The organism is Qipengyuania gelatinilytica (assembly GCF_019711315.1).
Lineage (GTDB): Bacteria > Pseudomonadota > Alphaproteobacteria > Sphingomonadales > Sphingomonadaceae > Qipengyuania > Qipengyuania gelatinilytica.
This window is the reverse complement of the sequence record NZ_CP081294.1, coordinates 2335935-2357951: the sequence shown is the minus strand read 5'-3', so window position 1 is coordinate 2357951 and position 22017 is coordinate 2335935. Positions and strand designations below refer to the sequence as shown.

Sequence of the window (22017 nt, the reverse complement as noted above, 5' to 3'; positions counted from 1 at the left end):
GGCGAACAGGAGCAGCAGCGCCCTCACAGCGGATAGATCGTGTAGATTTCATCGGGCTGGTAGAACAGTCCGAGGAACATGCGGAAGGCGATCAGCAGCACGATGCTGGCTAGGACCAGACGGAGGACCTCCGGCTTCGCCTTGACCGCAAGCTGTGAACCGAACTGCGCACCGGTAACCGACCCGATCAGGAGCAGCGCAACGAGGACAATGTCGACCGCGCGCGTCGTCAGCGAATGCATGACCGTGGTGGCGATGGTGACGAACAGGATGTTGAACAGGCTGGTGCCGACGACGACATTGGCGCTCATCCCGAGGATGTAGAGCATGGCCGGCACGAGGATAAAGCCGCCGCCCACACCCATGAGCATGGTCAGGATTCCCACGGCGACGCCGACGATCAGCGGCGCGAGCGGGGAAATATACAGGCCCGAGCCGTAGAACCGCCAGCGCCACGGCAGGTTCGCAACCAGCGGGTGATGCCGCCTGCGCGCCGCCTGTTTCGTGCCGCTCGACTTGCGCAGCAATTGCCATGATTCGCGCGCCATCAATATGCCGATCGACCCGAGCAGCACGACATAGAGCGCATTGATGACCACATCGATCTGGCCGATCGCGCGGAAGAAACGGAACAGCAGCGCGCCGATGCCTGCACCGATGATACCGCCGCCAACCATGACGGCGCCCATGCGGTAATCGACCCCCTTGCGCTTGCCATGCGCAAGAACACCCGAGACACTCGCACCGGTGACCTGCGTCGAAGCGGATGCGGCCGCGACGGTCGGCGGAATGCCGTAGAAGATCAGCAGCGGCGTGGTCAGGAACCCGCCGCCGACGCCGAACAGGCCCGACAGGACGCCGGTCAGCGCACCGAGGGCAACGATCCAGAGACCGTTTACCGAGAGGTTCGCGATGGGCAGGTAGACGTCCATGGGGACCGCCCTATCGCAGGGCGACCTTCTATGAAAGCCGAACGATTGTCCGACCCTGCACAACTGCGTTTTTGGAGTGTTGCGGAGACCTTAATCCTGCGAAGCGGACATCCACAGCATGTCGTGACCGGCGGCGACCGAGCTGTCGATGAAACGGCTGTGCTCGTGTGCGCCGGGGACAGGCTCGAGGCCCTCGACAAGTGTGTCAGGGTCGGTGACAGTTTCTGCCTTGGACGCCTCGACCGGGACTGAAACCAACTGTCGTGGTGCGGGCGTCGCTGCCTCGGGTAGCGTCGGAGTTGCCGGCATCTGCCAGGCGATCGCGCGCACGGTCACCCATATCAACGCCACGGTCACAAGGAAGATAAGCGGCCGGCCCCGTGCCGGTTTTGCCTGTGCGCTCATGCCGACTTCTCCTCAGCAAATATCCGGGCCGGATGGGCCCTGTGCTCGGTCTTGTCCCAGACCACCGGCGCGCCTCTCAAGGTACGGATGTAGCCGGCAAGCGCGCGCCTGCCGCTCATGATGGAAATGACGTTGGAGACCACGACGCGTGGGATCGCCCGAAGTCCTTCTGCAAACCCGTATTCGCGAGCCGTGAAGACGGCGCGCAGCCCGGTCCGCCAGACAAGACCGGCGAAGGTCAGCATCAGCAGCCCCTCCAGCGCCGGCGACAAATCTACGGGCTGCACAAGTCCGGCCCTTGATGCGAAGGCGGAGACCGTCCCGGAGACCAGCAGCGCGTAGCCGATGAAAAGCAGCAAGGCGACAAGCGGTCCGCGCCGGTCGCGGAAGGTCATCCAGCGCTGGAGGGCGTTGCCCTCCCAGCCGAGCCGGTCCCAACCCTGCAGCGCGATACCATGCGTCCAGCGGGTCTTCTGGCGCACTGCGGTTACCAGTCGGTCCGGGAAATAGGCGCGCGTGGCGATCAGTCGGCCGTCGTCGGTTCGCAGCCTGAGGAAACGGCTCGAACCGCCCGCCGCGTTTACGCGTATTCCCAGTTCGTAATCCTCTGTCAGCGCGCCTTGCGCGAAAGGCTGGCCCCCAGCTTCTGCGGCAAGCTTGGCCAGCATCTGGCGACCGATTGCACAGCCGACACCTGCGCCCGGGATCGCGCAGCCCAGTGCATCGCGAACGACCATGTGCTTGGCATGCGCTTCGGCGAATTCGTCGGAATAGTGGCTCGCGATCCAGCGCGAATCGGACGGCGGCAAGGCCATGACTGGCAGCTGCACGAAATCCGCATTCCAGATCGCGTGGTCGAGAATGGGGAGCGCCGCTGGATCGACCATGTCCTCGGCATCGTGCAGCACGACCATGTGCGCTTTCGTGCCCGAACGTGCCTCGTCCTGTGCGAGTGCTTCGTGAAGCCGGTTGAGGCAATGCGCCTTGCAGGTCGGGCCGTCCTCGCCGACCACGACGAGCCGGACCCGGTCATCCCCGCGCGCAGCGGCCACGACCGAGGCAATCGTTTCGGCATCGTTGCGATAGCAGCCGACGTAGATGCGCAGGTCTTCCTGCGGCCATGCAGCCAGTGCATGCACGAGGGTGGAGCCGATAACGGCGTCTTCGCGCCAGGCCGGGATGAAGACCGCGGCCATTCCTCTCAGCATGTTTTTCGCAAGCGCCTCTTCCGGCACCCTTTGTGTCCGTGCCCTCCCGGTCAGCCGGCACCACAGATAGGCGATATCGATCGCCAGTTCGTCAGCCAGGCCGATCGCGAAGAAGACGGCTGCGAACAGCAGCAGCTCGGTCTGGACGAGCGCCAAGACCTCCAAAAGCGTTATCTGCGAGATGATTGCGACCCCTTTTTCCCCTGCCCAATCTCTATCGCGCAGAATCCGCCCTTGCAACGGGGCATCTATTGAGAAAAAGAGCCTCTCGACATGAGTGAACGTCCTTCAGCATTCCGCATCGTATTCGCCCCCGTCCGCGCGCTGTTCGTCAGCGACGCTTCGGCAGGCATCCTGCTCATCCTCGTCGCGATTGCCGCGATGCTGGCAGCCAACTCTCCGTTTGCAGACGAATATCATCACCTCTTCCACGGCGAGATGTTCGACGCTTCCGTGTTCAAGCTGAACACGATGCATTTGTGGATCAACGACGGGTTGATGGCGATCTTCTTCTTCGTCGTCGGGCTCGAAGTGAAGCGCGAATGGATCGAGGGGCAGCTTTCGACTGCGCAGCAGCGGCGCATGCCGGTCCTGGCCGCAGCGGCGGGCATGGCAATCCCCGCGCTCGTATATCTCTTCTTCGTCAATGCCGAAGGCGCTGGCGAACTGACGCGCGGCTGGGCGATCCCGGCGGCGACGGACATTGCCTTTGCGATGGGTGTGCTCGGCCTGCTCGGCAGCCGCGTACCCGCGTCGCTGCGCCTATTCCTGCTGACCGTCGCCATCGTCGACGATATCGGTGCAGTCATGGTGATCGCGCTGTTCTATACCGCCAAGATCAAGATGACCTGGCTGATCGGGGCCGCGCTCGTCACCGCGGCCATGTTCGCGATGAACAAGATGAAGGTGAAGGCCTACTGGCCCTTCATCCTCGCTGCGATCGTGCTGTGGTTCCTGGTGCTGAATTCGGGCGTGCACGCGACCATCGCGGGCGTTGTCGCGGCGCTGACCATTCCCATGATCGGCAAGGACGACGAGACCATGGTCGAGATCATGGAGCACAATCTCGCTCCGTGGAGCGCCTATCTGATCGTGCCGGTCTTCGGCTTCGCCAATGCTGGTGTGCATCTTGGCGACCTGGGCGTGGCAGGCATATTGGCGCCGCTTCCGCTGGCGATTGCAGCAGGCCTCTTCCTCGGCAAGCAGGTGGGTATCTTCTCGGCCATCTGGGTGGCCGACCGCTTGGGCTTCGCGCCGCGACCCGACCAGGCGAGCTGGCCCGAAATCTGGGGCGTGTCGATCCTGTGCGGCATCGGCTTCACCATGTCGCTGTTCATCAGCGGCCTGGCGTTCGCCGGCAACGCATTGCTGGTCGAGGAAGCCAAGATCGGCATTCTCATGGGCTCGCTGATTTCGGCCGTGGTCGGCTTCACCATCCTCCGGATGACCACAGATCATCCGGACGATGCCAAGAACCCCTACGTCGAGGAATAGGCTCCTGGCTGCATTACCGGCGGCTTACCAGCTGCCGGTATTTTCCATGCTCGCCCAGGGTTCCACCGGGTCGAGATAGCCGTCCTGCAGCAATTCGATGGAGATGCCGTCCGGCGTGCGCACGAAGGCCATGTGGCCGTCACGCGGCGGGCGGTTGATGGTGTGCCCCGCATCCACCAGGCGCTGGCAGGTGTCGTAGATATTCTCCACCCGATAGGCGAGGTGGCCGAAATTGCGGCCGCCCGAATATTCTTCCGGCGCGCTGCCGTCTTCCGGGGGCCAGTTGTAGGTCAGTTCCACCTCGGCCACGCCTTCCTGTCCCGGTGCGGCAAGGAAGATCAGCGTGAAGCGGCCCTTCTCGTTGTCGAAGCGGCGGACTTCCTCGACGCCGATCAGCTTGAAGAAGGCGACGGTGGCTTCCGGATCGGAAACGCGGATCATGCTGTGGAGATATTTGGCCATACCGGCCATCTAGGCGCGCACCACGCAAAGGAAAAGGGGCACGCCCGAAAGCGCGCCCCCAACCATCGCCAGCGAATTCTCAGAAACTGGCGGTGATCGTCCCGACAAGCGCGTCATCGGTAAAACCGTCGATAGAAGGACCTTCGACGCCGACATAGGCAACCCCGACTTCCACAATACCGGACGAAACGCTCGCGCCGATGGACCAGTCGAGTCCGCTGTCGTCCGCGTCACCTGCCAGAAGCGGCGGAGCGAGAACGCCGTCGGTGTAACCGAGGTGGCCGCTCAGCGAGATCGGAGTGTTCGGCAGGCTGAAGCCCACGTCGGTGTAGAGGTAGAGGTTGTCGTCACCGCCGAGCGAATCCTGCTCGAAGGCATAGGCCGCACCGACCGTGGCTTCAGCCGGGCCGAGGTTGAAACCGACCGAAGCATAGGGCTCCCAGTAATCGGTATCGAGGCCGAGCTCCTCGGTCGGATAGGCGTAGTAGAGCAGGCCGACATCGACCGTGACGCCTTCGGCCACATCGCCGGACCAGCCGCCGTAAATGTCGAATTCCATCTCGCCATAGGCATCGCCACCCTCGATCGAGGAGGCCCAGACGCCGACGTAGAATCCACTTTCATGGCCGACGTCGAGACCGCCCTGGATTGCGGGATCGCCGCCCGAGAGCGACACGCCGCGGAAACGGTAATCGGTCGTCAGCGCGACATTGGCGGAAACGGTATAGGCACTGTCTTCGGTGGTTTCCTCCGCCTCGTCGGCGGATTGCGCCATCGCTGGTGCAGCGACGCCGAGGGAGAGTGCGGTAATCGAAGCGGCGAGAGTGCCGCGAAAGGACGTGAGCATTTCGAACTCCTTAAAGGTTCGGTTTGGTGCTTCGTCCCACCTGCGTTTTCGCCGGGCCTTGGATTTATTGGGAAAGGATCCTCAGGCGAAATCGAAATGATCGTGCATCACTGTCGGGAGTCGCGCAAGATGTCCGGTAAAACTTTTCGCTACTGCAACATATAGCGTGGCTATTGTGCAACTGCGAAACACTGCTGCCCGTCCGGCAAAGCTTGTAGGCTCCGAGCCGGACCACTAAGTGGTCTCCACCCCAAGTGACCCCGCACATAGCAAGCATGCTCGAAACCATCCGCAAACTCTTCGGCAAGGCGCCGCCCGCACGACGCATCGCGCGCGTGCCCGATGGCGAACGCTGGTATGTCATCGGCGACATCCATGGCTGCCGCGACCTGCTCGAGAAGCTCAAGGATGCGATCGAGCAGGACGATGCCGCCGCAGCGGCTGCCGATACGACGGTGGTGTTCCTCGGCGATCTCGTCGATCGCGGCCCCGATAGCGCCGGTGTCATCAAACTGGCCCGCAAGTGGGGCAAGAAGCGCAAGGTGCGCTACCTTGCCGGAAACCACGAGGAGATGTTCCTCCAGGGCTTCGACAACGACGAGATCCTGCGCCACTTCCTCAAGCATGGCGGACGCGAGACGGTGCTCAGCTACGGGCTGAAGCGCAAGGAATACAACAAGCTCAAGGTCGCCGAAGTCCAGAAGGTGATGCGCAAGATCGTCCCGCAGGAAGATCGCGAGTTCCTGGCCTCCTTCGAGGAAATCATCCTCGTCGGCGACTATGCCCTCGTCCATGCCGGGGTAAATCCGGCGTTCCCCGTCGATGCGCAGCAACGCAAGGACATGCTGTGGATCCGCGAGCGGTTCCTGCGCCACGAAGAACCCCTCACCCATGTCATCATTCACGGCCATACGATCTTCGAGAATGTCGAGGACCGCGAACATCGTATCGGAATAGACACCGGGGCATTCCGAACGGGGCGCTTGACCGCAATGGTGCTGGAAGGCGATAGGCGCCGCATCATTCAGGCCGTCGCTAGCGAAGATGGCGAAATCTCTATCGAAAAGGTGGATGCGTAGATGAAGATCGCAATGGTTGGTTCGGGCTATGTGGGCCTCGTTTCGGGGGCTTGCTTCGCCGATTTCGGTCACGACGTCGTATGTATCGACAAGGACCAGTCCAAGATCGATCGCCTGCATGACGGGATCATGCCGATCTACGAACCGGGACTTGCCGAGCTGGTTGGCAGCAACGTCAAGGCCGGCCGCCTGACCTTCACCACCAGCCTTGCCGAAGGGATCAAGAGCGCGGACGCGATCTTCATCGCGGTCGGCACGCCCAGCCGCCGCGGCGACGGCCATGCCGACCTCTCCTTCGTCTATGCCGTGGCCAGGGAAATCGGCGAACATCTCGCAAATGACGCGGTTGTCGTGACCAAGTCGACCGTACCGGTCGGCACCGGCGACGAGGTCGAGCGCATCCTCAAGGACAGCGGCACGAGCCACAAGTTCTCGGTTGTCTCCAACCCCGAATTCCTGCGCGAAGGCGCCGCCATCGGCGACTTCAAGCGCCCCGACCGCATCGTGATCGGTGCCGAGGACGATTTCGGCCGCGAGACCATGCGCGCTGTCTACCGCCCGCTGTTCCTCAATGAATCTCCGATCCTGTTCACCGGTCGCCGCACCAGCGAGCTGATCAAATACGCCGCCAACGCTTTCCTCGCCACCAAGATCACCTTCATCAACGAGATGGCGGACCTGTGTGAAAAGGTAGGCGCGGACGTGCAGGACGTCAGCCGCGGCATCGGCATGGACAACCGCATCGGTTCGAAATTCCTCCATGCAGGGCCCGGTTATGGCGGATCGTGCTTCCCCAAGGACACGCTCGCGCTGCTCAAGACGGCAGAGGATTACGACAGCCCGACGCGCATCGTGGAAGCGGTGGTCAAAGTCAACGACACGCGCAAGCGCGCCATGGGCCGCAAGGTGCTCGATGCGCTGGGCGGTGCAGACAATGCGCGCGGCAAGAAAGTCGCTCTGCTCGGCCTGACCTTCAAGCCCAATACGGACGACATGCGTGACAGCCCCGCTATCGCGGTGGCGCAGACGCTGACCGATGCAGGCGTGACTGTCGAAGCATACGACCCCGAAGGCATGGAACTGGCCAGGCCGCTGATGCCTGAGGTTACCATGGTCGAGGATCCCTATGCCGCGATCAAGGATGCCGACGTGATCGCCATCGTGACCGAGTGGGACGCTTTCCGTGCGCTCGACCTCGACCGCGTGAAGGACCTCGCCAAGGCGCCCGTCCTCGTCGACCTGCGCAATATCTATCGTCCGGACGAAGTCCGCGCGGCCGGCTTCGAATATACGAGCATCGGGCGCGGCTGAACGCCGCCCCGCTCAGCCGAACCAGTGGTAACGGTTGGCGCGCGGCTTCAGGCCGAGCACGACAGCTGCAACCACGAGCACGCCCGAGACGAGGCAGGCCAGCGCGATCGCGCCGCTTTCCTGTCCGCCGCGGAAATAGATCGCCAGTAGCGCCCAGCAGAACACGAGCGCGTACCACGGGTTGCCGCGGCTGCGCGCGACGGCGATCGCCGCGATGACACCGCCGATCGCCACGATGATCGAGGTGATCATCGGATACCGGAACTCGCCGCCGATGCCGTAATAGGCGAGCGTCGCGGAAATATTCACGATGCTGGCGGCCGTCAGCCACGCCGCAAGCGCGCTGAAAGTGACCGCCACGATGATTCGCTCGGAACGGCTCATGGGGCGTTCGAAGGCCACGATCCTGCGGACGATCACCAGCAGTGCGACCAGCGAGGTAAGGATGATGATCGCCGAGATCACTGTGAGGTTCTCGAACTGCGTATAGGTTGCCCAGATACCCTGCATCGAGAGCGCTACCACCGACGGCCAGCCGATCTGGTCGAGCAGGACGTTGTCGCGCTGCCCCGGCAAGGCCTGCCAGATGGCATATACCGCGGAACCGAAGAACAGTGGTCCCCAGATCGCAAAGGCCCATCCCGAAGGCGTGATCAGCGTGCGCACGCTGTCCGAACGATCACCGATCGGCTCGCCGAAGCCGAGCTGCGGCAGGAAGGTGGCGCCGATCTGGACGACGACGGCGAGGATGATGGCGATGCGCTGCAGGGCGCTGCGATGCGTGAGAGTGCTCATGACCGGCCCAATCGACAGAGAGGCCACATGTTCCGGATGATAATGCCAGGGGGCCTGTAAGCCGGGTTCTGTCCCGCACGCGATATGCTTGCACATCAGCCGTGCGGCGGCAGCCATTCGTCTAGGTCCTGGATTGCTCCAGGACTCCAGCAGCCAACCCGGGCGGTCGATACGAAACGCATCTGCCTTTCGGCGCGCCGCCCCTATTTGGCCTTGCTCCGGGTGGGGTTTGCCATGCGGGCCGCGTTACCGAAGCCCCGGTGCGCTCTTACCGCACCCTTTCACCCTTGCCTGATCCCTTGCGGGCCATCGGCGGTATGCTCTCTGTGGCACTTTCCCTGAGGTTGCCCTCGGCGGGCGTTACCCGCCACCCTTGTTTCGTGGAGCCCGGACTTTCCTCGCATAAGCGCGGCTGCCCGGCCCCCTGGCAGCGATGCGAATAGTTGCAGGCTGGCTCAAAGCCAAGGACAATCAGTTTTGCGAACTTGCCTTCACGGCTTCGAGAGAGGGATAGGCGACCGAATAGGAACCTGGAATCGTGTCGCCATCCTTCAATCGGGCGGGCAGGAAACGGGCTTGTGCGAGCAGACGACCGCAGGTCCTGCGGTCAAGATCTGCATCGCCGCTCGGCCACAGCATGCCGCATCCAACCGGGGCGCCTTGCTCGTCGATCGTCAAAAGAAACAGTGCGCTTCCGGTCTCGGTAGCTTCAATATCGGTAACAAAGGCCTCGTCGAACACCTTATTGCGCCACTCCGATTCATCGATCGGAGAGGGGGGCGCGAAATGCATCGGCTTGGCGCCCTCGGGAAGGAGGTAGCGGATCGACTGAGTAGAAGTCGACGCGATCGGATTGCCGTTCTTGTCTAGCGCCGGATTGAACCGGGCATGGATCATCATCGCGCGGCATCCGGCTGCGTCAAGCGACGTCGAACCGCTCGACGTCGTCACCTCACACGCGCTGACCCTGCCCGTAACGTCGATTGTGATCCGCATGGTAACGGTACCTTGTTCGCCGTTCCTCAGCGCCAGGCTCGGATAGTCTTGCTGAACCTTGGGGCCCCAGTCGGCGACCGCAATAGGTGTCGCGGCGCGCGACCGGTCTTCTTCCTGCGCGGTGGCACCGCTGGCGACCAGTGAGGATACGATAATTGGCATCAGGGCTGCGACCCTCATTGAATTCTCCTTAGCGTGTTCTACCCCGGTCGCGGTCCAGCAGCAGCTGGAACAGGATCGCGCGCACCTGTCCGTCGATCATGCCGTCGATCTTTTCCGGACGCCAGCGGCGCTGGAAGGCTTCCACCGCCTTGTGACCGTCTGAAATGTCGTAACCGAAGCGTTCGAGCGCGAGGTAGAAGCTTGCATCATTGTCGAACGGGTCGCCGCGCTCGAGCTTCTCCGGGCGCGGGAGGCACAGGCCGTATTCGGCCAACCGATCCCACGGGAAAAGTTCGCCCGGATCGATCTTGCGCTGCGGCGCGACGTCGGAATGCCCGACCACATTGGCGCGCGGAATGTCGTATTGCTTGACCATGCGCGCCACCAGCGGGACGAGCGCCTCGAACTGGGCTTCCGAAAAGTCGCGGTAGCCGTGGAGGTGGCCCGGGTGGTCGAGTTCGATCCCGATACTGGCCGAGTTCACATCCTTATGGCCGCGCCAATAGGCGACGCCCGCGTGCCAGGCGCGCTTGTCTTCAGGCACCAGCCTCGTGACCGTGCCATCTTCGGCGATCAAGTAGTGGGCACTGACCTTCGCCTCGCCATCGCACATCCGCTTTAGCGCTTTTTCGGCGCCGAGCATCTCGGTGTAATGGATGACGACCATGCTGATCGGCAGGCTGCGGTCGTCGAAATTGGGCGACAGCCGTTCTGCGTGAACCAGCTCGCTGCCGCTCACCCGATCAGGCCTTCTGCTTCGGGCAGGACCGCGCCGAGCACAAGTGTCTCGTCGGTCCTGGCATATTGCAGCCCGCCGCCGGCCTGTTCGGCCAGCAAGGCGATCATATGCGCTGCCGCCGTGCGGCTGGAGAGTTCGGAGCTGGGCAAGCTGCCGTCGAGCGCCTTGCCAATGCTCTCGTCGAAGCCGATTTTCGTGCCGGTAGCGCGCACCACGATCTCGCAGTTCTTGCCTCTTACTTCGGCCCCGATGTCGAGCGAACCGCCGCGCACCAGCGCGTCGATCGCGATCTGCGCGAAGTTGAGCAGGACCTTGACCGCGGGCTTGGCGAGATTGGCCGTCTCGATCGCCCAATTTACCTCGATCTTGTCCTTGTCCGCCACCAGCGCATCGATCAGCGCCTTGGGCTCTTCCACGTCCACGCGGTCGCCGAAGCCACCGGCAGCGCCGAACGCGAGACGGAAGAACTTCAGCTTGTTGGTGGAGGTCTTCGAGCTCTGTTCGAGCAGCTCGATCACGCTCTTGCGCATTTCGGGATCGGTTTCCATCGCCAGCAACTCGAGCCCGTTGCTGAGCGCGCCGACCGGGCTGAGCATGTCATGGCACAGGCGCGAGCAAAGCATTGCCGCGAGGTCGATCGATTCACTGTCTTTCATTAAAAATCCCGTAGATACGCTTTAGGCGCAGCCTTCTAGCTGTCCTGAACTTCATAGGGAAGCGCAGTAAAACCGCCAGCCCCGCTGCGGAAAAAGCGCACTTCACCTGCCGCGATTATTGCCCAGACTGCCTCGTCGCCCGCGACAAGCTCCAGATCGGTGGCCGATGGCTGTGCCCGTCCGTTCGGATGCGAGTGGTAATAGCCGATCACCTGCGGCCCGTCCTGACGCGCCGCGCGATGCGCATCGACGAGCGCCTGCGGGTCGATTTCGAAGTGCGTTTCGGGCGCGCGATGCACATTATCCGCGACCGCTATCGCGGCAATGCGATCCCCCTCGCCCAGCAGGATACCGCAGCATTCGCGCGGGTGCGCACTGCGCGCTTCTGCCAGCAGCCGGTCGACAACTTCGCTTGAGACTTGGAGCGCCATCGCGCATGGCCCTAGCATGTCCACGCCCGATGTCCTCACCGGAACGCTCGAAAATGCCGGACGCCTCGACAAGGCGCTGGCGGAGGCAAGCGGGCTGTCGCGCGAACGGGTCAAGGGGCTGATCGCGCAAGGGGCCGTCGAAATCGGCGGGAAACCGGCAAAATCCGGCTCCGCCAAGCTCTCGGGCGGCGAGAGTTACCGCATCGCGCTGCCCCCGCCCGAACCGCTCGAGGCCGAACCGCAGGACATCCCGCTCGATATCGTGTTCGAGGACGATCACCTGCTGGTGGTCAACAAGCCGGCGGGCATGGTCGTCCATCCCGCAGCCGGTAATCCGGACGGGACGCTGGTCAATGCGCTACTGCACCATTGTGCGGGCAGGCTCTCGGGCATCAACGGTGTTGCGCGGCCGGGTATCGTGCACCGGATCGACAAGGATACGTCGGGCCTGCTGGTGGTCGCCAAGAGCGATGCTGCACATGAAGGACTGGCGAAACAGTTCGCCGACCATTCGATAACGCGGCGCTATCTCGCCGTTTGCGCAGGCCATCCCAATCCGCCGTCGGGCACGGTTTCGGGCCGGATCGGAAGGTCGGACAAGGACCGCAGGAAATTGGCCGTGCTGCCCGACGAGAGCACGCGCGGAAAGCACGCCGTCACGCATTACGAGACCGAGAAGCGCCTCGATCATGCATCGCTGATCGAATGCCGGCTCGAAACCGGGCGCACGCACCAGGTACGCGTTCACTGTGCATCCATCGGCCATGCGCTATTGGGAGATCCGGTTTACGGTCGCACTCCGAAGGCCCTTCGCCCGGTCCTGGAGGCACTGGATTTCAGGCGTCAGGCGCTTCACGCGGCACGACTCGGATTCATACATCCTATCAGCGGCGAAAGCCTGGATTTCTGCGCCGAATTGCCCGCCGACATGCGGGAACTGATCGACGAAACCGCACGTTGATATCGACGAAAGTCAGTGCAAGTTAAGGCGGCTTGCGCTATATGTAACCGCGTGGCCCGAAAGAACGGATGCCCATCAGGGGTCCGGCGAAAGAGGTCGACGCAAGAAAGGTCAGGGTTAAAGTGAGCAGTACCAGAAGTTTGAGCGTACCGGCGCTCGGCGGTGAGCAGAGCCTCAATCGCTATCTCTCCGAAATCAAGAAATATCCCGTGCTGACGCAGGAGCAGGAATACATGCTCGCCAAGCGTTACGAAGAGCACGAAGACAGCGAAGCTGCAGCGCAGCTCGTTACCTCGCACCTGCGTCTCGTGGCGAAGATCGCCATGGGCTATCGCGGCTACGGCCTGCCCGTTTCGGACCTCATTTCCGAAGGCAATGTCGGCCTGATGCAGGGCGTGAAGAAATTCGAAGCCGATCGCGGCTTCCGCCTCGCCACCTATGCCATGTGGTGGATCAAGGCATCGATCCAGGAATATATCCTTCGTTCGTGGTCCCTCGTGAAGATGGGCACGACCGCCGCGCAGAAGAAGCTGTTCTTCAACCTGCGCCGCATGAAGAAGAACCTCGATGCCTATGAAGACACCGATCTGCATCCGGACGATGTGAACGAGATCGCAACCACCCTCGGCGTGCCCGAGCAGGAAGTGGTCAACATGAACCGCCGGATGATGATGGGCGGTGACGGTTCGCTCAACGTGCCGATGCGCAATGGCGAAGAAGGTTCGGGCGAATGGATGGACTGGCTGACGGACGATCGTCCGCTGCAGGACGAAACCGTCGCCGATGCCGAGGAAAAGGAAGTGCGCCACGACATGCTGCTCGAGGCGATGGACGCCTTGAACGAGCGTGAACAGCACATCCTCACCGAACGCCGCCTGACGGAAAACCCGCAGACGCTCGAAGAATTGAGCCAGGTCTACAACGTCAGCCGCGAACGCATCCGCCAGATCGAGGTGCGGGCCTTTGAAAAGCTGCAGAAGGCGATGAAGGCAATTGCTGGCGAAAGGCTGCTGCCCGGCGTCGCGTAAACGCCGACAACCAGAGATAAAGCGGCGCGGGAGGATGGACCTTCCGCGCCGCTTTTGCGTAAGGACCACTCGATGCTGCGCCGCGTGACACTTTTCCTGTTCAAGTTCGCTATCGGGTTCATCGCCCTCAGCTTCGTGTTGGTGGCGCTATTCAAGTTCGTGCCCGTTCCCGTCACTGCGACCATGGTGATGGACGGCAATGGCATCACCAAGGACTGGGAGCCGCTGTCGGACATCGACCGCAATCTCGTGCGCGCGGTGATCGCAGCGGAGGACGGCAAATTCTGCAGCCATGACGGGTTCGATGCCGAAGCGATTGCGAAAGCCATGGCCAGCAATGCCAAGGGCGGCCGGATCCGTGGCGGTTCCACGATCAGCCAGCAGACCGCCAAGAATGTCTTCCTGTGGCAGGGCGGCGGCTATTTCCGCAAGGGCCTGGAGGCCTGGTTCACCTTCCTGATCGAGAATGTCTGGGGCAAGCGGCGGATCATGGAAGTCTATCTCAATGTCGCGGAGACCGGCATCGGGACCTATGGCGCCGAAGCCGGCGCACAGCGCTATTACCAGAAGAGCGCCAACTCGCTGACGAGGCTGGAGGCTGCCAAGATGGCCGCCGCCCTCCCGCTGCCCAAGGAACGTTCGGTGACCAATCCAAAAGGCTGGTTGCGCGGTCACGGACGCACGATCGAAGCGCGGATCGGCGTTGTCGCCCGCGACGGTCTCGACACCTGCGTTTACGAATAGGCGAAGAGCCCCAATCCAAAAGCTGTGCAGTTTCACGGGCTTAATGCTTGCACTCGTCGTGTAATACTATAACATCAAAGGCTTGTTATTCCGTATCATATTGTTTTTACGTGATTTTCCTTGATTGAACGGAGCGCAACGCGCACATCGCTCTGGCGGCTTTGGAAGAGGGGAGAGCCAGATTGGGACTGGGTCACAGCCACGACCACGCTGACGATCATGGCCACGGCCATGCCGGGCACAGCCATGCCCCGGCCGACTTCGGCCAGGCCTTCCTGATCGGCATCATCCTCAACACCGGCTTCGTCATCGTCGAGGCGGCCTATGGCTGGATCTCGGGCTCGATGGCGCTGATCGCCGATGCGGGGCACAATCTTTCCGATGTCCTCGCCCTGCTGCTCGCATGGGGAGCCAGCATTGCGGCGAAGAAGCCGCCGACCGAGCGTTTTACCTATGGTTACAAGAGCTCTACCATCCTTGCCGCGCTCGCCAATGCAGGGCTGCTGCTGGTCGCCATCGGCGCGATCGCATTCGAGACCATCCACCGCATGGCAGACCCAGCGCCGGTCGAAGGCATGACCATGGTCATCGTCGCGGGCATCGGTATTCTGATCAATACCGGCACCGCCCTGCTCTTCCTTCGCGGGCGCAAGCACGACATCAATATCCGCGGCGCATTCCTGCACATGGCGGCCGACGCGCTGGTCAGCGTGGGCGTGGTCCTTGCCGGCATCGCGATCCTGATGACGGACGCACTCTGGATCGATCCGCTGGTCAGCATCCTGATCGTCGCGGTGATCGCCTGGGGAACCTGGGGCCTGCTCAAGGATAGCGTAGCCATGAGCCTGCTCGGCGTGCCCAAGGGTATTTCGGAAAGCGCGGTGCGCGGATATCTCGCAGGCCTGGAAGGGGTGAAGGAAATCCACGACCTCCATATCTGGCCGATGTCGACGACCGAAACCGCGCTCACCGCGCATCTGGTGATGCCCGGCCCGCATCCGGGCGACGGCTTCCTCCGCGAGATTTCGACAGAGCTGAAGCATCATCACCGGATCAACCACGCCACCATCCAGATCGAACAATCGCGCGTGCATAGCGACACGGGTTGCTGATGAAGCGCGCCACCAGCGAAGCCCGTGAAAGGCTGAAGTCGGCCATGGCCCGGCTCGCAGGTGGCGACCGTGCGGCGCTGGAAGAGATCTATCGCGCGACCTCGACGAAACTTTTTGGAATCTGCCTCCGTATCTTGAAGGATAGAAAGGAAGCAGAGGACGCCTTGCAGGACGTCTACCTCACACTCTGGCGCCGCGCCGATCGCTACGACCCCGAACGGGCGAGCCCGATCAGCTGGCTGGCCACCTTCGCGCGCAACCGCGCGATAGACCGCCTGCGCGTCGGCAAGGTGCGTGGCGGCAGCGTGCCCGAAGAAGAAGCCGCGCCCATCAGCGATCCTGCACCGCTTGCAGAAGACATGCTGATCGATGCAGAGCGTGACGAACGTGTCCACACCTGCCTCGAGAAGCTCGACGACAAATCGCGTGACGCGATCCGCACGGCGTTTTTCGACGGTTCCACCTATGCCGAGATCGCCGAGAACACCGGTACGCCGCTCGGCACGATCAAGAGCTGGGTGCGCCGCGGGTTGATGAAACTGAAGACATGTCTGGAGGTCGGACGATGACAGACGATCCGCATCCCGACACCGTGATGGCGGCCGAATATGTGCTCGGCCTGCTCGAAGGCGAAGACCTGCTGGCTGCGCGCGCACGCGAGGCCTCCGACGCTACCTTCGCAGCCGATGTCGCCTTGTGGCAGGACCGCCTTGCCGCTTTGCTCGACGAGATTGCCCCGCAGACCCCGCGTGAAGAAGTCTGGCAGCGCATCGCTTCCGAACTCGATGGCGCGTCGGACAGTGCAGAGGTTATTTCACTCAACGCGCGCATCAAGCGCTGGAAGATGGCGACGGGACTTGCCGCGGCAGCAGCCGTCGCAGCCATATCGCTGCTGGTCCTGTCACCTTCGCAAACGCCCGCACCGGTTGTCGGCCCGGACACTATCGAAGCCGCACCGCTCGCCGCCTCGATCCCCATCGGCGACACCGCGTTGCGCCTGGCGGTCACTTACCTGCCCGAGCGCGAGGAGCTATTCGTTTCGGCCAGCGGCCTGACCGCCGATGGCGTCCACGATCACGAATTGTGGCTCGATCCGCAGGACGACAGCCCGCTTATGTCGCTCGGCGTGATCGCCCCGGGCGAAGAGCGCCGCGTCGCCCTCTCGCCCGAAGTCGCGGCCAAGATGGCCGACGGCTCTCCACTGCTTCTCACGCGTGAGCCGTTGGGCGGAAAACCGCCCGAAGCAGCCGCCGGACCGGTCGTCGCACAAGGGCGCCTGCAGAAAATCTGAAAATCTTTGCATCCGGCCTGCGATGGCCTGCGTAACTCCCTGCACAAGTTGGACGGGACTTGTGAACACAAGGAGTTACACAATGTCGTTTTCCAATCCGCTCAAGGCCGCCGCGGTCGCTTCCGTCCTCGCTATGGGCAGCTTCGCACTGGCCACCGCCACCCCGGCTGTTGCCGATCATCACAAGTCGAAGCCGGCGCAGGCGCAGAAGAACATCGTCGAGACCGCAGTCGGCACCGGCGTGCACGAAACGCTGGTCGCAGCGGTCCGGGCCGCCGATCTCGTCGACACGCTGTCCTCGCCCGGACCGTTCACGGTCTTCGCGCCGACCGACGACGCATTCGCAGCGCTGCCCGCTGGCACCGTCGACACGCTGCTCCTGCCGGAAAACAAGCACGACCTGCAGGACATCCTGAAATACCACGTCGTTGCCGGCCGCGTGCCTGCAGCCAAGCTGTCCGCAGCGATCCAGCAGAACGGTGGCAGCTACACCTTTGAGACCGTCGCCGGCGAGGAACTGACCGCCAGCTTCTCGGGCGACAACAACATCGTGATCACCGACGGTGTGAACCGCACCAGCACGGTGACCATGGCCGACGTGAAGACCACCAACGGTGTGATCCACGTCACGAACGGCGTCTTCCTTCCCGGATAACGTCTCCTTCCCCTCCCCGTCGCTCCGGTCACCAACATCCGTAGAGCGGCGGTCCTGGCCCCGCCCGACCCACCCCATCGGTCAGGCGGGGTCTTTTTTGTCGTCCCGAACGAAAAGCGCCGCGAAGTCGGTGGACTGCGCGGCGCTTGGATAACTCTGCGAGGAAGGCTGATTAAGCGGCTTCTTCCTTCGGACCGTGGACCTGGATCGGGTCCTTCTTGCCTTCGACCACATCGGCATCGATCACGATTTCCGTGACGCCGTCCATGTCGGGCAGGTCGAACATCGTGTCGAGCAGGATGCCTTCGACGATCGAACGCAGGCCGCGGGCACCCGTCTTGCGGGCGATGGCCTTCTCGGCGATCTTCTTGAGCGCGTCCGGCTTGAAGGTCAGCTCCACGTTTTCCAGCTCGAACAGTTTTGCGTACTGCTTGCACAGTGCGTTCTTCGGTTCGGTCAGAATTGTGATCAGCGCGTCCGTGTCGAGATCGCGCAGCGTGGCGATAACCGGCAGACGACCGACGAATTCGGGGATCAGGCCGAACTTGAGCAAATCTTCCGGTTCGCCCTTTTCGAGCAGCTCGCCGATGCGGCGCTTATCCGGGTCGGCGACATGCGCGCCGAAGCCGATCGAACGCTTCTGAAGGCGGTCGGCAATGATCTTTTCCAGACCCGCGAATGCGCCGCCACAGATGAACAGGATGTTCGTGGTGTCGACTTGCAGGAATTCCTGCTGCGGATGCTTGCGGCCACCCTGCGGCGGGACGGAAGCGGTGGTGCCTTCCATCAGCTTGAGCAGCGCCTGCTGCACGCCTTCGCCCGACACGTCGCGCGTGATCGAGGGGTTTTCGGCCTTGCGGGTGATCTTGTCGATTTCGTCGATGTAGACGATCCCGTGCTGCGCCTTCTCGACATTGTAGTCGGAAGCCTGCAGCAGCTTGAGGATGATGTTCTCCACGTCTTCGCCAACGTAACCGGCTTCGGTCAGCGTGGTAGCGTCGGCCATGGTAAAGGGCACGTCGAAGGTGCGCGCGAGCGTCTGCGCGAGCAGCGTCTTGCCGCAGCCGGTCGGGCCGACGAGCAGAATGTTCGACTTGGCGAGTTCGACGTCGCCAGCCTTGCCGCCGTGCTTGAGGCGCTTGTAGTGGTTGTGCACCGCAACCGAGAGGACGCGCTTGGCGCGATCCTGGCCGATCACATAGTCATTCAGCGTTTCGAAGATTTCCGCAGGGGTCGGCACATCGCCGTCCTTGCGGCCCGAGATACCGGCCTTCGTTTCTTCGCGAATGATGTCGTTGCACAGTTCCACGCATTCGTCGCAGATGAACACGGTCGGGCCAGCAATAAGCTTGCGCACTTCGTGCTGCGATTTCCCGCAAAAGCTGCAGTACAGCGTGGACTTATTATCGGTTCCGCTCAACTTGGTCATTTCCTGCTCTGCCCCCGCCAGCCCTTGAATACAGGGATTCGCCGACTCTAGGCCGGTGCGGGATTCGGTCAATATGTACCTACCAGCAACCCCTTGCCATAAGCTGAAGGCGCAGGGTTGCCGAATTCCTAGGACATTAATGCAACAGTCCCGTCATGGGACGCTGATTTGACTGGATTATTCGGGCGCGCCGCCCGAACCCTTGTCTTCGTCCTTGGTCGGTTCGTCGTCGCCTTCGGTTTCCGGACGCGCTTCGAAGACCTTGTCCACGAGGCCGAACTTCATCGCTTCTTCCGCTTCGAGGAAGGTGTCGCGGTCCATCGCCTTTTCGATCTCATCGAGGCTCTTGCCGGTGTACTGGACGTAAAGGTCGTTCATGCGCTTGCGGATACGAAGGATCTCGCGCGCCTGGATTTCGATGTCCGACGCCATGCCGCGGGCACCGCCCGAGGGCTGGTGGACCATGATGCGGGCGTTCGGGAGCGCGATGCGCATGCCCGGCTCGCCGGCGGCCAGCAGGAAGCTGCCCATCGAGGCGGCCTGGCCGATGCAGACGGTCGAAACGCGCGGCTTGATGTACTGCATGGTGTCGTGGATCGCCATGCCGGCGGTCACCACGCCGCCGGGCGAGTTGATGTACATGCTGATCGGCTTGGAGGGGTTTTCGCTCTCGAGGAACAGCAGCTGGGCCACGATCAGCGAAGCCATGTTGTCTTCCACCTGGCCGGTGACGAAGACGATGCGTTCGCGCAGCAGGCGGCTGAAAATATCGAACGCGCGTTCGCCGCGGCTCGACTGCTCGACCACCGTCGGAACAAGCGCCCCGGTGAGGGGATCGCGGTCAAACTGGCCCTGGCTGCCGTGTGCGTCGCTTCCGAACAGGTCGATCATGAAAATCCTTCCGTAAAAATATCGTGCGCCTATGTCGCGATAGGCGGCGCGATGTTCAAGGGGGTTAAGCATCACTTTGCCCAAGGATGCGGAACACATGCTGTCGGCGGCTGTTATCGCAGCGAAGCCGGACTGCCATTCATCGGTTCCGGATCGGCATCTGTCGAACCGGTCTTCACATCCTGCACGGCAAGCACGAGGGCGAAGCTCAAGAGGACTCGCAAACCATCGCTACAAGCCCTGCCAGACTGCTGCTTCTCGCAGCCCCCGTCGTTTCGTGCGCTGCGCTCGCGCTGGCTGCGCCCGTGCACGCGCATGCAGCGGATGATACCGACGGCCAGATATCGGGCAATGTGAGGACCGATGAAGAGGGCAATGAAAAGCTCTCGGCCACGATGGATGGCCGCACATTCGAGCCCTCCTATTTCGAGCAGTTCGCCCCGCGCAACGCGCTGGACATGGTCGACCGCCTGCCCGGTTTCCAGATTTCCGGAGGCGGTGGCGGCGGTGGTCGCGGTTTCGGCCAGGCCGATGAGAACGTCCTCGTCAACGGTTCGCGCCTGACCTCCAAGTCCGACAGCGTCCGCGACCAGTTGCGCCGCATCCCTGCAAGCAAGGTCGTGCGGATCGAATTGCTCGACGGGACCGCGCTCGACATTCCCGGCCTGGTCGGGCTGGTGGCGAATGTCGTGGTGCGCTCGGGCGGCTTGACGGGGCAGTTCTTATGGGAAGGCGCGGTGCGCACGACCGAGGTCGATCCCGAATGGTACGGCGGCGAGATCTCCATCTCGGGTACCAGCGGCGCGCTCGGCTACACTTTCGCGCTCGAGAACAACAACAACCGCTTCGGCGCGACCGGGCCCACCATCTTCCGCGATGCCAGCGGCGCACAGATCCTGCGCGAAGACACGGTCTTTGTCGGCGCATTCGACGTACCGCGCGTGAGCGGCGCGCTTAGCTACGATTTCGGCGGCGGCACAACCGCCAATCTCAACGGCTATTTCGCCCGCAGCTTTTTCGACCGCGTGCGCAATGAAACGCGCACCTTTGCCGATGGCACGGTGGTCGACCGCTTCAATGCGCGCGACGGCGGCTCTCCCGAATACGAGATTTCCGGCGATTTCAGCTTCCCGCTCGGCCCCGGCCAGCTGAAGCTGATCGGGCTGGAGGCATGGGACGAGGAAGTCTCTTCTTCCACCCTGATCGACACGCCGCGCGATGGGACGCCGGCGACCGGTAGCCGCTTCGCGGTGGGCGGCGGCGATGGCGAGCGGATCGGCCGTTTCGAATACAACTGGCCGATGCTCGGCGGCGAATTCCAGCTGGCGGGCGAAGCCGCCTTCAATCGCCTCGAACGGATCAGCAGCCTGTTCGAGCTCGATGCGAACGGCGAATTCGTCGAGATCCCCTTCCCCGAAGGAACCGGCGGCGTGACCGAGGATCGCTACGAGGCGATCCTGAGCTACAGCCGCCAGCTGACTTCCAGCCTGGCGCTTCAGGCTTCCGTTGGCGGCGAATATTCCAAGATCCGGCAGACCGGATCGGCAGCCAATTCGCGCAGCTTCCGGCGCCCCAAGGGTTCCGCCTCGCTTGCATGGCAGCCGGAGGATGGGCTCGACATCTCGCTCGCGCTCGAGCGCCGTGTCGGCCAGCTCGACTTCGAGGACTTCCTCGCCAGCGTGACGCTGGAACAGGACAATGAGAACGCGGGCAATAACGAGCTGGTCCCCTCGCAGACCTGGGAAGTCACACTCGAGGTCGCCAAGACGCTGGGCGAATGGGGATCGACCACCTTCGTGGCCGAGCAGCGCTGGATCGAAGACTATACCGATCTCGTCCCGCTTGCAGGCGGCGGCGAGGCGCGCGGCAATATCGACGAGGCCCGCCGGACCGAGCTCGAATGGACTACGACCCTGCGCCTTGCCCAGCTGGGCTGGAAGGGTGCGCAGCTCGACCTGCGACTGGAATATGAGGAAGGCGAGGTGCTCGACCCGCTGACGGGTGCGCTGCGCGACTTCTCCGGCCGTGCGGACCGCGAGCTGGAGATCGACCTGCGCCACGATGTGCCCGGCACCGATTTCGCATGGGGCGCCAGCCTGAATTACAATCGCATTCGCCCCAGATTCCGCTTTTCGGAGGTCTCGCGCGACTACGAAGGCCCGGTCTTCGCCGACCTGTTCATCGAGCACAAGGACGTGTTCGGCCTGACCGTGAACCTCACCGCTGCCAATTTACTCGGCGGGCGCAGGTATTTCGACCGCACTGTCTTCGACGGACCGCGAAGCGACGGCCTGATCCTGTTCAGCGAAGAGCAGGATGAGCGGCTGGGTCCGATCTTCCGGTTCAGCGTCGCGGGCAGTTTCTAGGGCGCGCTTGCAATTCACCGGGG

General features: G+C 62.7%; 23 protein-coding genes and 1 other RNA gene. 11 read left to right on the top strand and 13 right to left on the bottom strand.

Going from position 1 to position 22017, the window contains the following annotated elements; all coding sequences use genetic code 11:
• Positions 1-23 precede the first annotated feature (23 nt).
• The 3 genes from K3136_RS11730 to K3136_RS11720 all read right to left on the bottom strand — a co-directional run bounded on the left by K3136_RS11730 (position 24) and on the right by K3136_RS11720 (position 2701).
• A complete protein-coding gene (locus K3136_RS11730) occupies positions 24-932 on the bottom strand; it encodes a sulfite exporter TauE/SafE family protein (protein WP_221430489.1) in 909 nt (302 codons plus the stop codon).
• 90 nt (positions 933-1022) lie between these two features.
• Positions 1023-1337, bottom strand: a complete 315-nt coding sequence (locus K3136_RS11725; RefSeq protein ID WP_221430488.1) for a hypothetical protein — start codon at positions 1335-1337, stop codon at positions 1023-1025.
• On the bottom strand, positions 1334-2701 hold the full coding sequence (locus K3136_RS11720; RefSeq protein WP_247711347.1) for a glycosyl transferase family protein: 1368 nt from the start codon (positions 2699-2701) through the stop codon (positions 1334-1336). Before K3136_RS11720 ends, K3136_RS11725 begins: the two co-directional genes overlap by 4 nt.
• Positions 2702-2818: 117 nt before the next feature.
• On the opposite strand from K3136_RS11720, the gene nhaA reads away from it, so the two are divergent.
• Positions 2819-4039 (top strand): Na+/H+ antiporter NhaA, encoded by a 1221-nt coding sequence (gene nhaA / locus K3136_RS11715; protein ID WP_221430486.1) that lies wholly within the window; start codon positions 2819-2821, stop codon positions 4037-4039.
• A gap of 24 nt (positions 4040-4063) precedes the next feature.
• Here the strand turns inward: nhaA and K3136_RS11710 are convergent, their stop codons facing one another.
• Both K3136_RS11710 and K3136_RS11705 read right to left on the bottom strand, forming a co-directional pair.
• Complete coding sequence (locus K3136_RS11710; protein WP_221432309.1) at positions 4064-4501, bottom strand: VOC family protein; 438 nt, start codon at positions 4499-4501, stop codon at positions 4064-4066.
• Positions 4502-4580: 79 nt separating this feature from the next.
• Positions 4581-5348, bottom strand: coding sequence for a TorF family putative porin (locus K3136_RS11705; protein ID WP_221430485.1), 768 nt, complete (start codon positions 5346-5348; stop codon positions 4581-4583).
• 275 nt (positions 5349-5623) lie between these two features.
• On the opposite strand from K3136_RS11705, the gene K3136_RS11700 reads away from it, so the two are divergent.
• Positions 5624-6427, top strand: coding sequence for a metallophosphoesterase family protein (locus K3136_RS11700; RefSeq protein ID WP_221430484.1), 804 nt, complete (start codon positions 5624-5626; stop codon positions 6425-6427).
• Positions 6428-7738: a UDP-glucose dehydrogenase family protein gene (locus K3136_RS11695; RefSeq protein ID WP_221430483.1), complete on the top strand. Its 1311-nt coding sequence runs from the start codon at positions 6428-6430 to the stop codon at positions 7736-7738.
• Positions 7739-7750: 12 nt separating this feature from the next.
• Here the strand turns inward: K3136_RS11695 and K3136_RS11690 are convergent, their stop codons facing one another.
• From K3136_RS11690 to K3136_RS11665, 6 genes are all read right to left on the bottom strand, one after another.
• The gene (locus tag K3136_RS11690) at positions 7751-8533 is read right to left on the bottom strand and encodes a hypothetical protein (protein ID WP_221430482.1); all 783 of its coding nucleotides are present in this window, start codon (positions 8531-8533) and stop codon (positions 7751-7753) included.
• Between the two features lie 41 nt (positions 8534-8574).
• Positions 8575-8961: RNase P RNA component class A (gene rnpB / locus K3136_RS11685), an RNA gene on the bottom strand.
• Positions 8962-9004: 43 nt separating this feature from the next.
• Positions 9005-9709 carry an energy transducer TonB gene (locus K3136_RS11680; protein WP_221430481.1) on the bottom strand — a complete coding sequence of 235 codons (705 nt, stop codon included), beginning with the start codon at positions 9707-9709 and terminating at the stop codon, positions 9005-9007.
• A 10-nt stretch (positions 9710-9719) separates the two neighbouring features.
• Positions 9720-10358 (bottom strand): N-acetylmuramoyl-L-alanine amidase, encoded by a 639-nt coding sequence (locus K3136_RS11675; RefSeq protein WP_221432308.1) that lies wholly within the window; start codon positions 10356-10358, stop codon positions 9720-9722.
• Positions 10359-10426: 68 nt separating this feature from the next.
• A complete protein-coding gene (locus K3136_RS11670; RefSeq protein ID WP_221430480.1) occupies positions 10427-11086 on the bottom strand; it encodes a histidine phosphotransferase family protein in 660 nt (219 codons plus the stop codon).
• A gap of 35 nt (positions 11087-11121) precedes the next feature.
• Entirely contained in the window at positions 11122-11517 is a 396-nt protein-coding gene (locus K3136_RS11665) for a M67 family metallopeptidase (RefSeq protein WP_221430479.1), read from the bottom strand.
• 16 nt (positions 11518-11533) lie between these two features.
• Between K3136_RS11665 and K3136_RS11660 the strand changes: the two genes are divergently transcribed.
• The 7 genes from K3136_RS11660 (at position 11534) to K3136_RS11630 (ending at position 17308) form a co-directional block, all read left to right on the top strand.
• Positions 11534-12478, top strand: a complete 945-nt coding sequence (locus K3136_RS11660) for an RluA family pseudouridine synthase (protein WP_221430478.1) — start codon at positions 11534-11536, stop codon at positions 12476-12478.
• Between the two features lie 122 nt (positions 12479-12600).
• Positions 12601-13506 (top strand): RNA polymerase sigma factor RpoH, encoded by a 906-nt coding sequence (rpoH, locus tag K3136_RS11655; RefSeq protein ID WP_221430477.1) that lies wholly within the window; start codon positions 12601-12603, stop codon positions 13504-13506.
• Between the two features lie 72 nt (positions 13507-13578).
• A complete protein-coding gene (gene mtgA, locus K3136_RS11650; RefSeq protein ID WP_221430476.1) occupies positions 13579-14250 on the top strand; it encodes a monofunctional biosynthetic peptidoglycan transglycosylase in 672 nt (223 codons plus the stop codon).
• 182 nt (positions 14251-14432) lie between these two features.
• Complete coding sequence (locus K3136_RS11645) at positions 14433-15362, top strand: cation diffusion facilitator family transporter (protein ID WP_221430475.1); 930 nt, start codon at positions 14433-14435, stop codon at positions 15360-15362.
• Positions 15362-15931, top strand: a complete 570-nt coding sequence (locus tag K3136_RS11640) for a sigma-70 family RNA polymerase sigma factor (RefSeq protein WP_221430474.1) — start codon at positions 15362-15364, stop codon at positions 15929-15931. The genes K3136_RS11645 and K3136_RS11640 overlap by 1 nt, the downstream gene beginning before the upstream one ends.
• Positions 15928-16653, top strand: coding sequence for an anti-sigma factor (locus K3136_RS11635; protein ID WP_221430473.1), 726 nt, complete (start codon positions 15928-15930; stop codon positions 16651-16653). Before K3136_RS11640 ends, K3136_RS11635 begins: the two co-directional genes overlap by 4 nt.
• 82 nt (positions 16654-16735) lie before the next feature.
• Positions 16736-17308 (top strand): fasciclin domain-containing protein, encoded by a 573-nt coding sequence (locus tag K3136_RS11630; protein ID WP_221430472.1) that lies wholly within the window; start codon positions 16736-16738, stop codon positions 17306-17308.
• 172 nt (positions 17309-17480) lie between these two features.
• Here K3136_RS11630 and clpX read toward each other — a convergent pair whose 3' ends face one another.
• Together clpX and clpP are read right to left on the bottom strand one after the other, a co-directional pair.
• Complete coding sequence (clpX, locus tag K3136_RS11625) at positions 17481-18737, bottom strand: ATP-dependent Clp protease ATP-binding subunit ClpX (RefSeq protein ID WP_221430471.1); 1257 nt, start codon at positions 18735-18737, stop codon at positions 17481-17483.
• Positions 18738-18914: 177 nt separating this feature from the next.
• Positions 18915-19628, bottom strand: coding sequence for an ATP-dependent Clp endopeptidase proteolytic subunit ClpP (clpP, locus tag K3136_RS11620; RefSeq protein ID WP_221430470.1), 714 nt, complete (start codon positions 19626-19628; stop codon positions 18915-18917).
• Positions 19629-19933: 305 nt separating this feature from the next.
• Between clpP and K3136_RS11615 the strand changes: the two genes are divergently transcribed.
• Entirely contained in the window at positions 19934-21994 is a 2061-nt protein-coding gene (locus K3136_RS11615) for a TonB-dependent receptor plug domain-containing protein (protein ID WP_247711346.1), read from the top strand.
• The last annotated feature ends 23 nt before the right edge of the window (positions 21995-22017 follow it).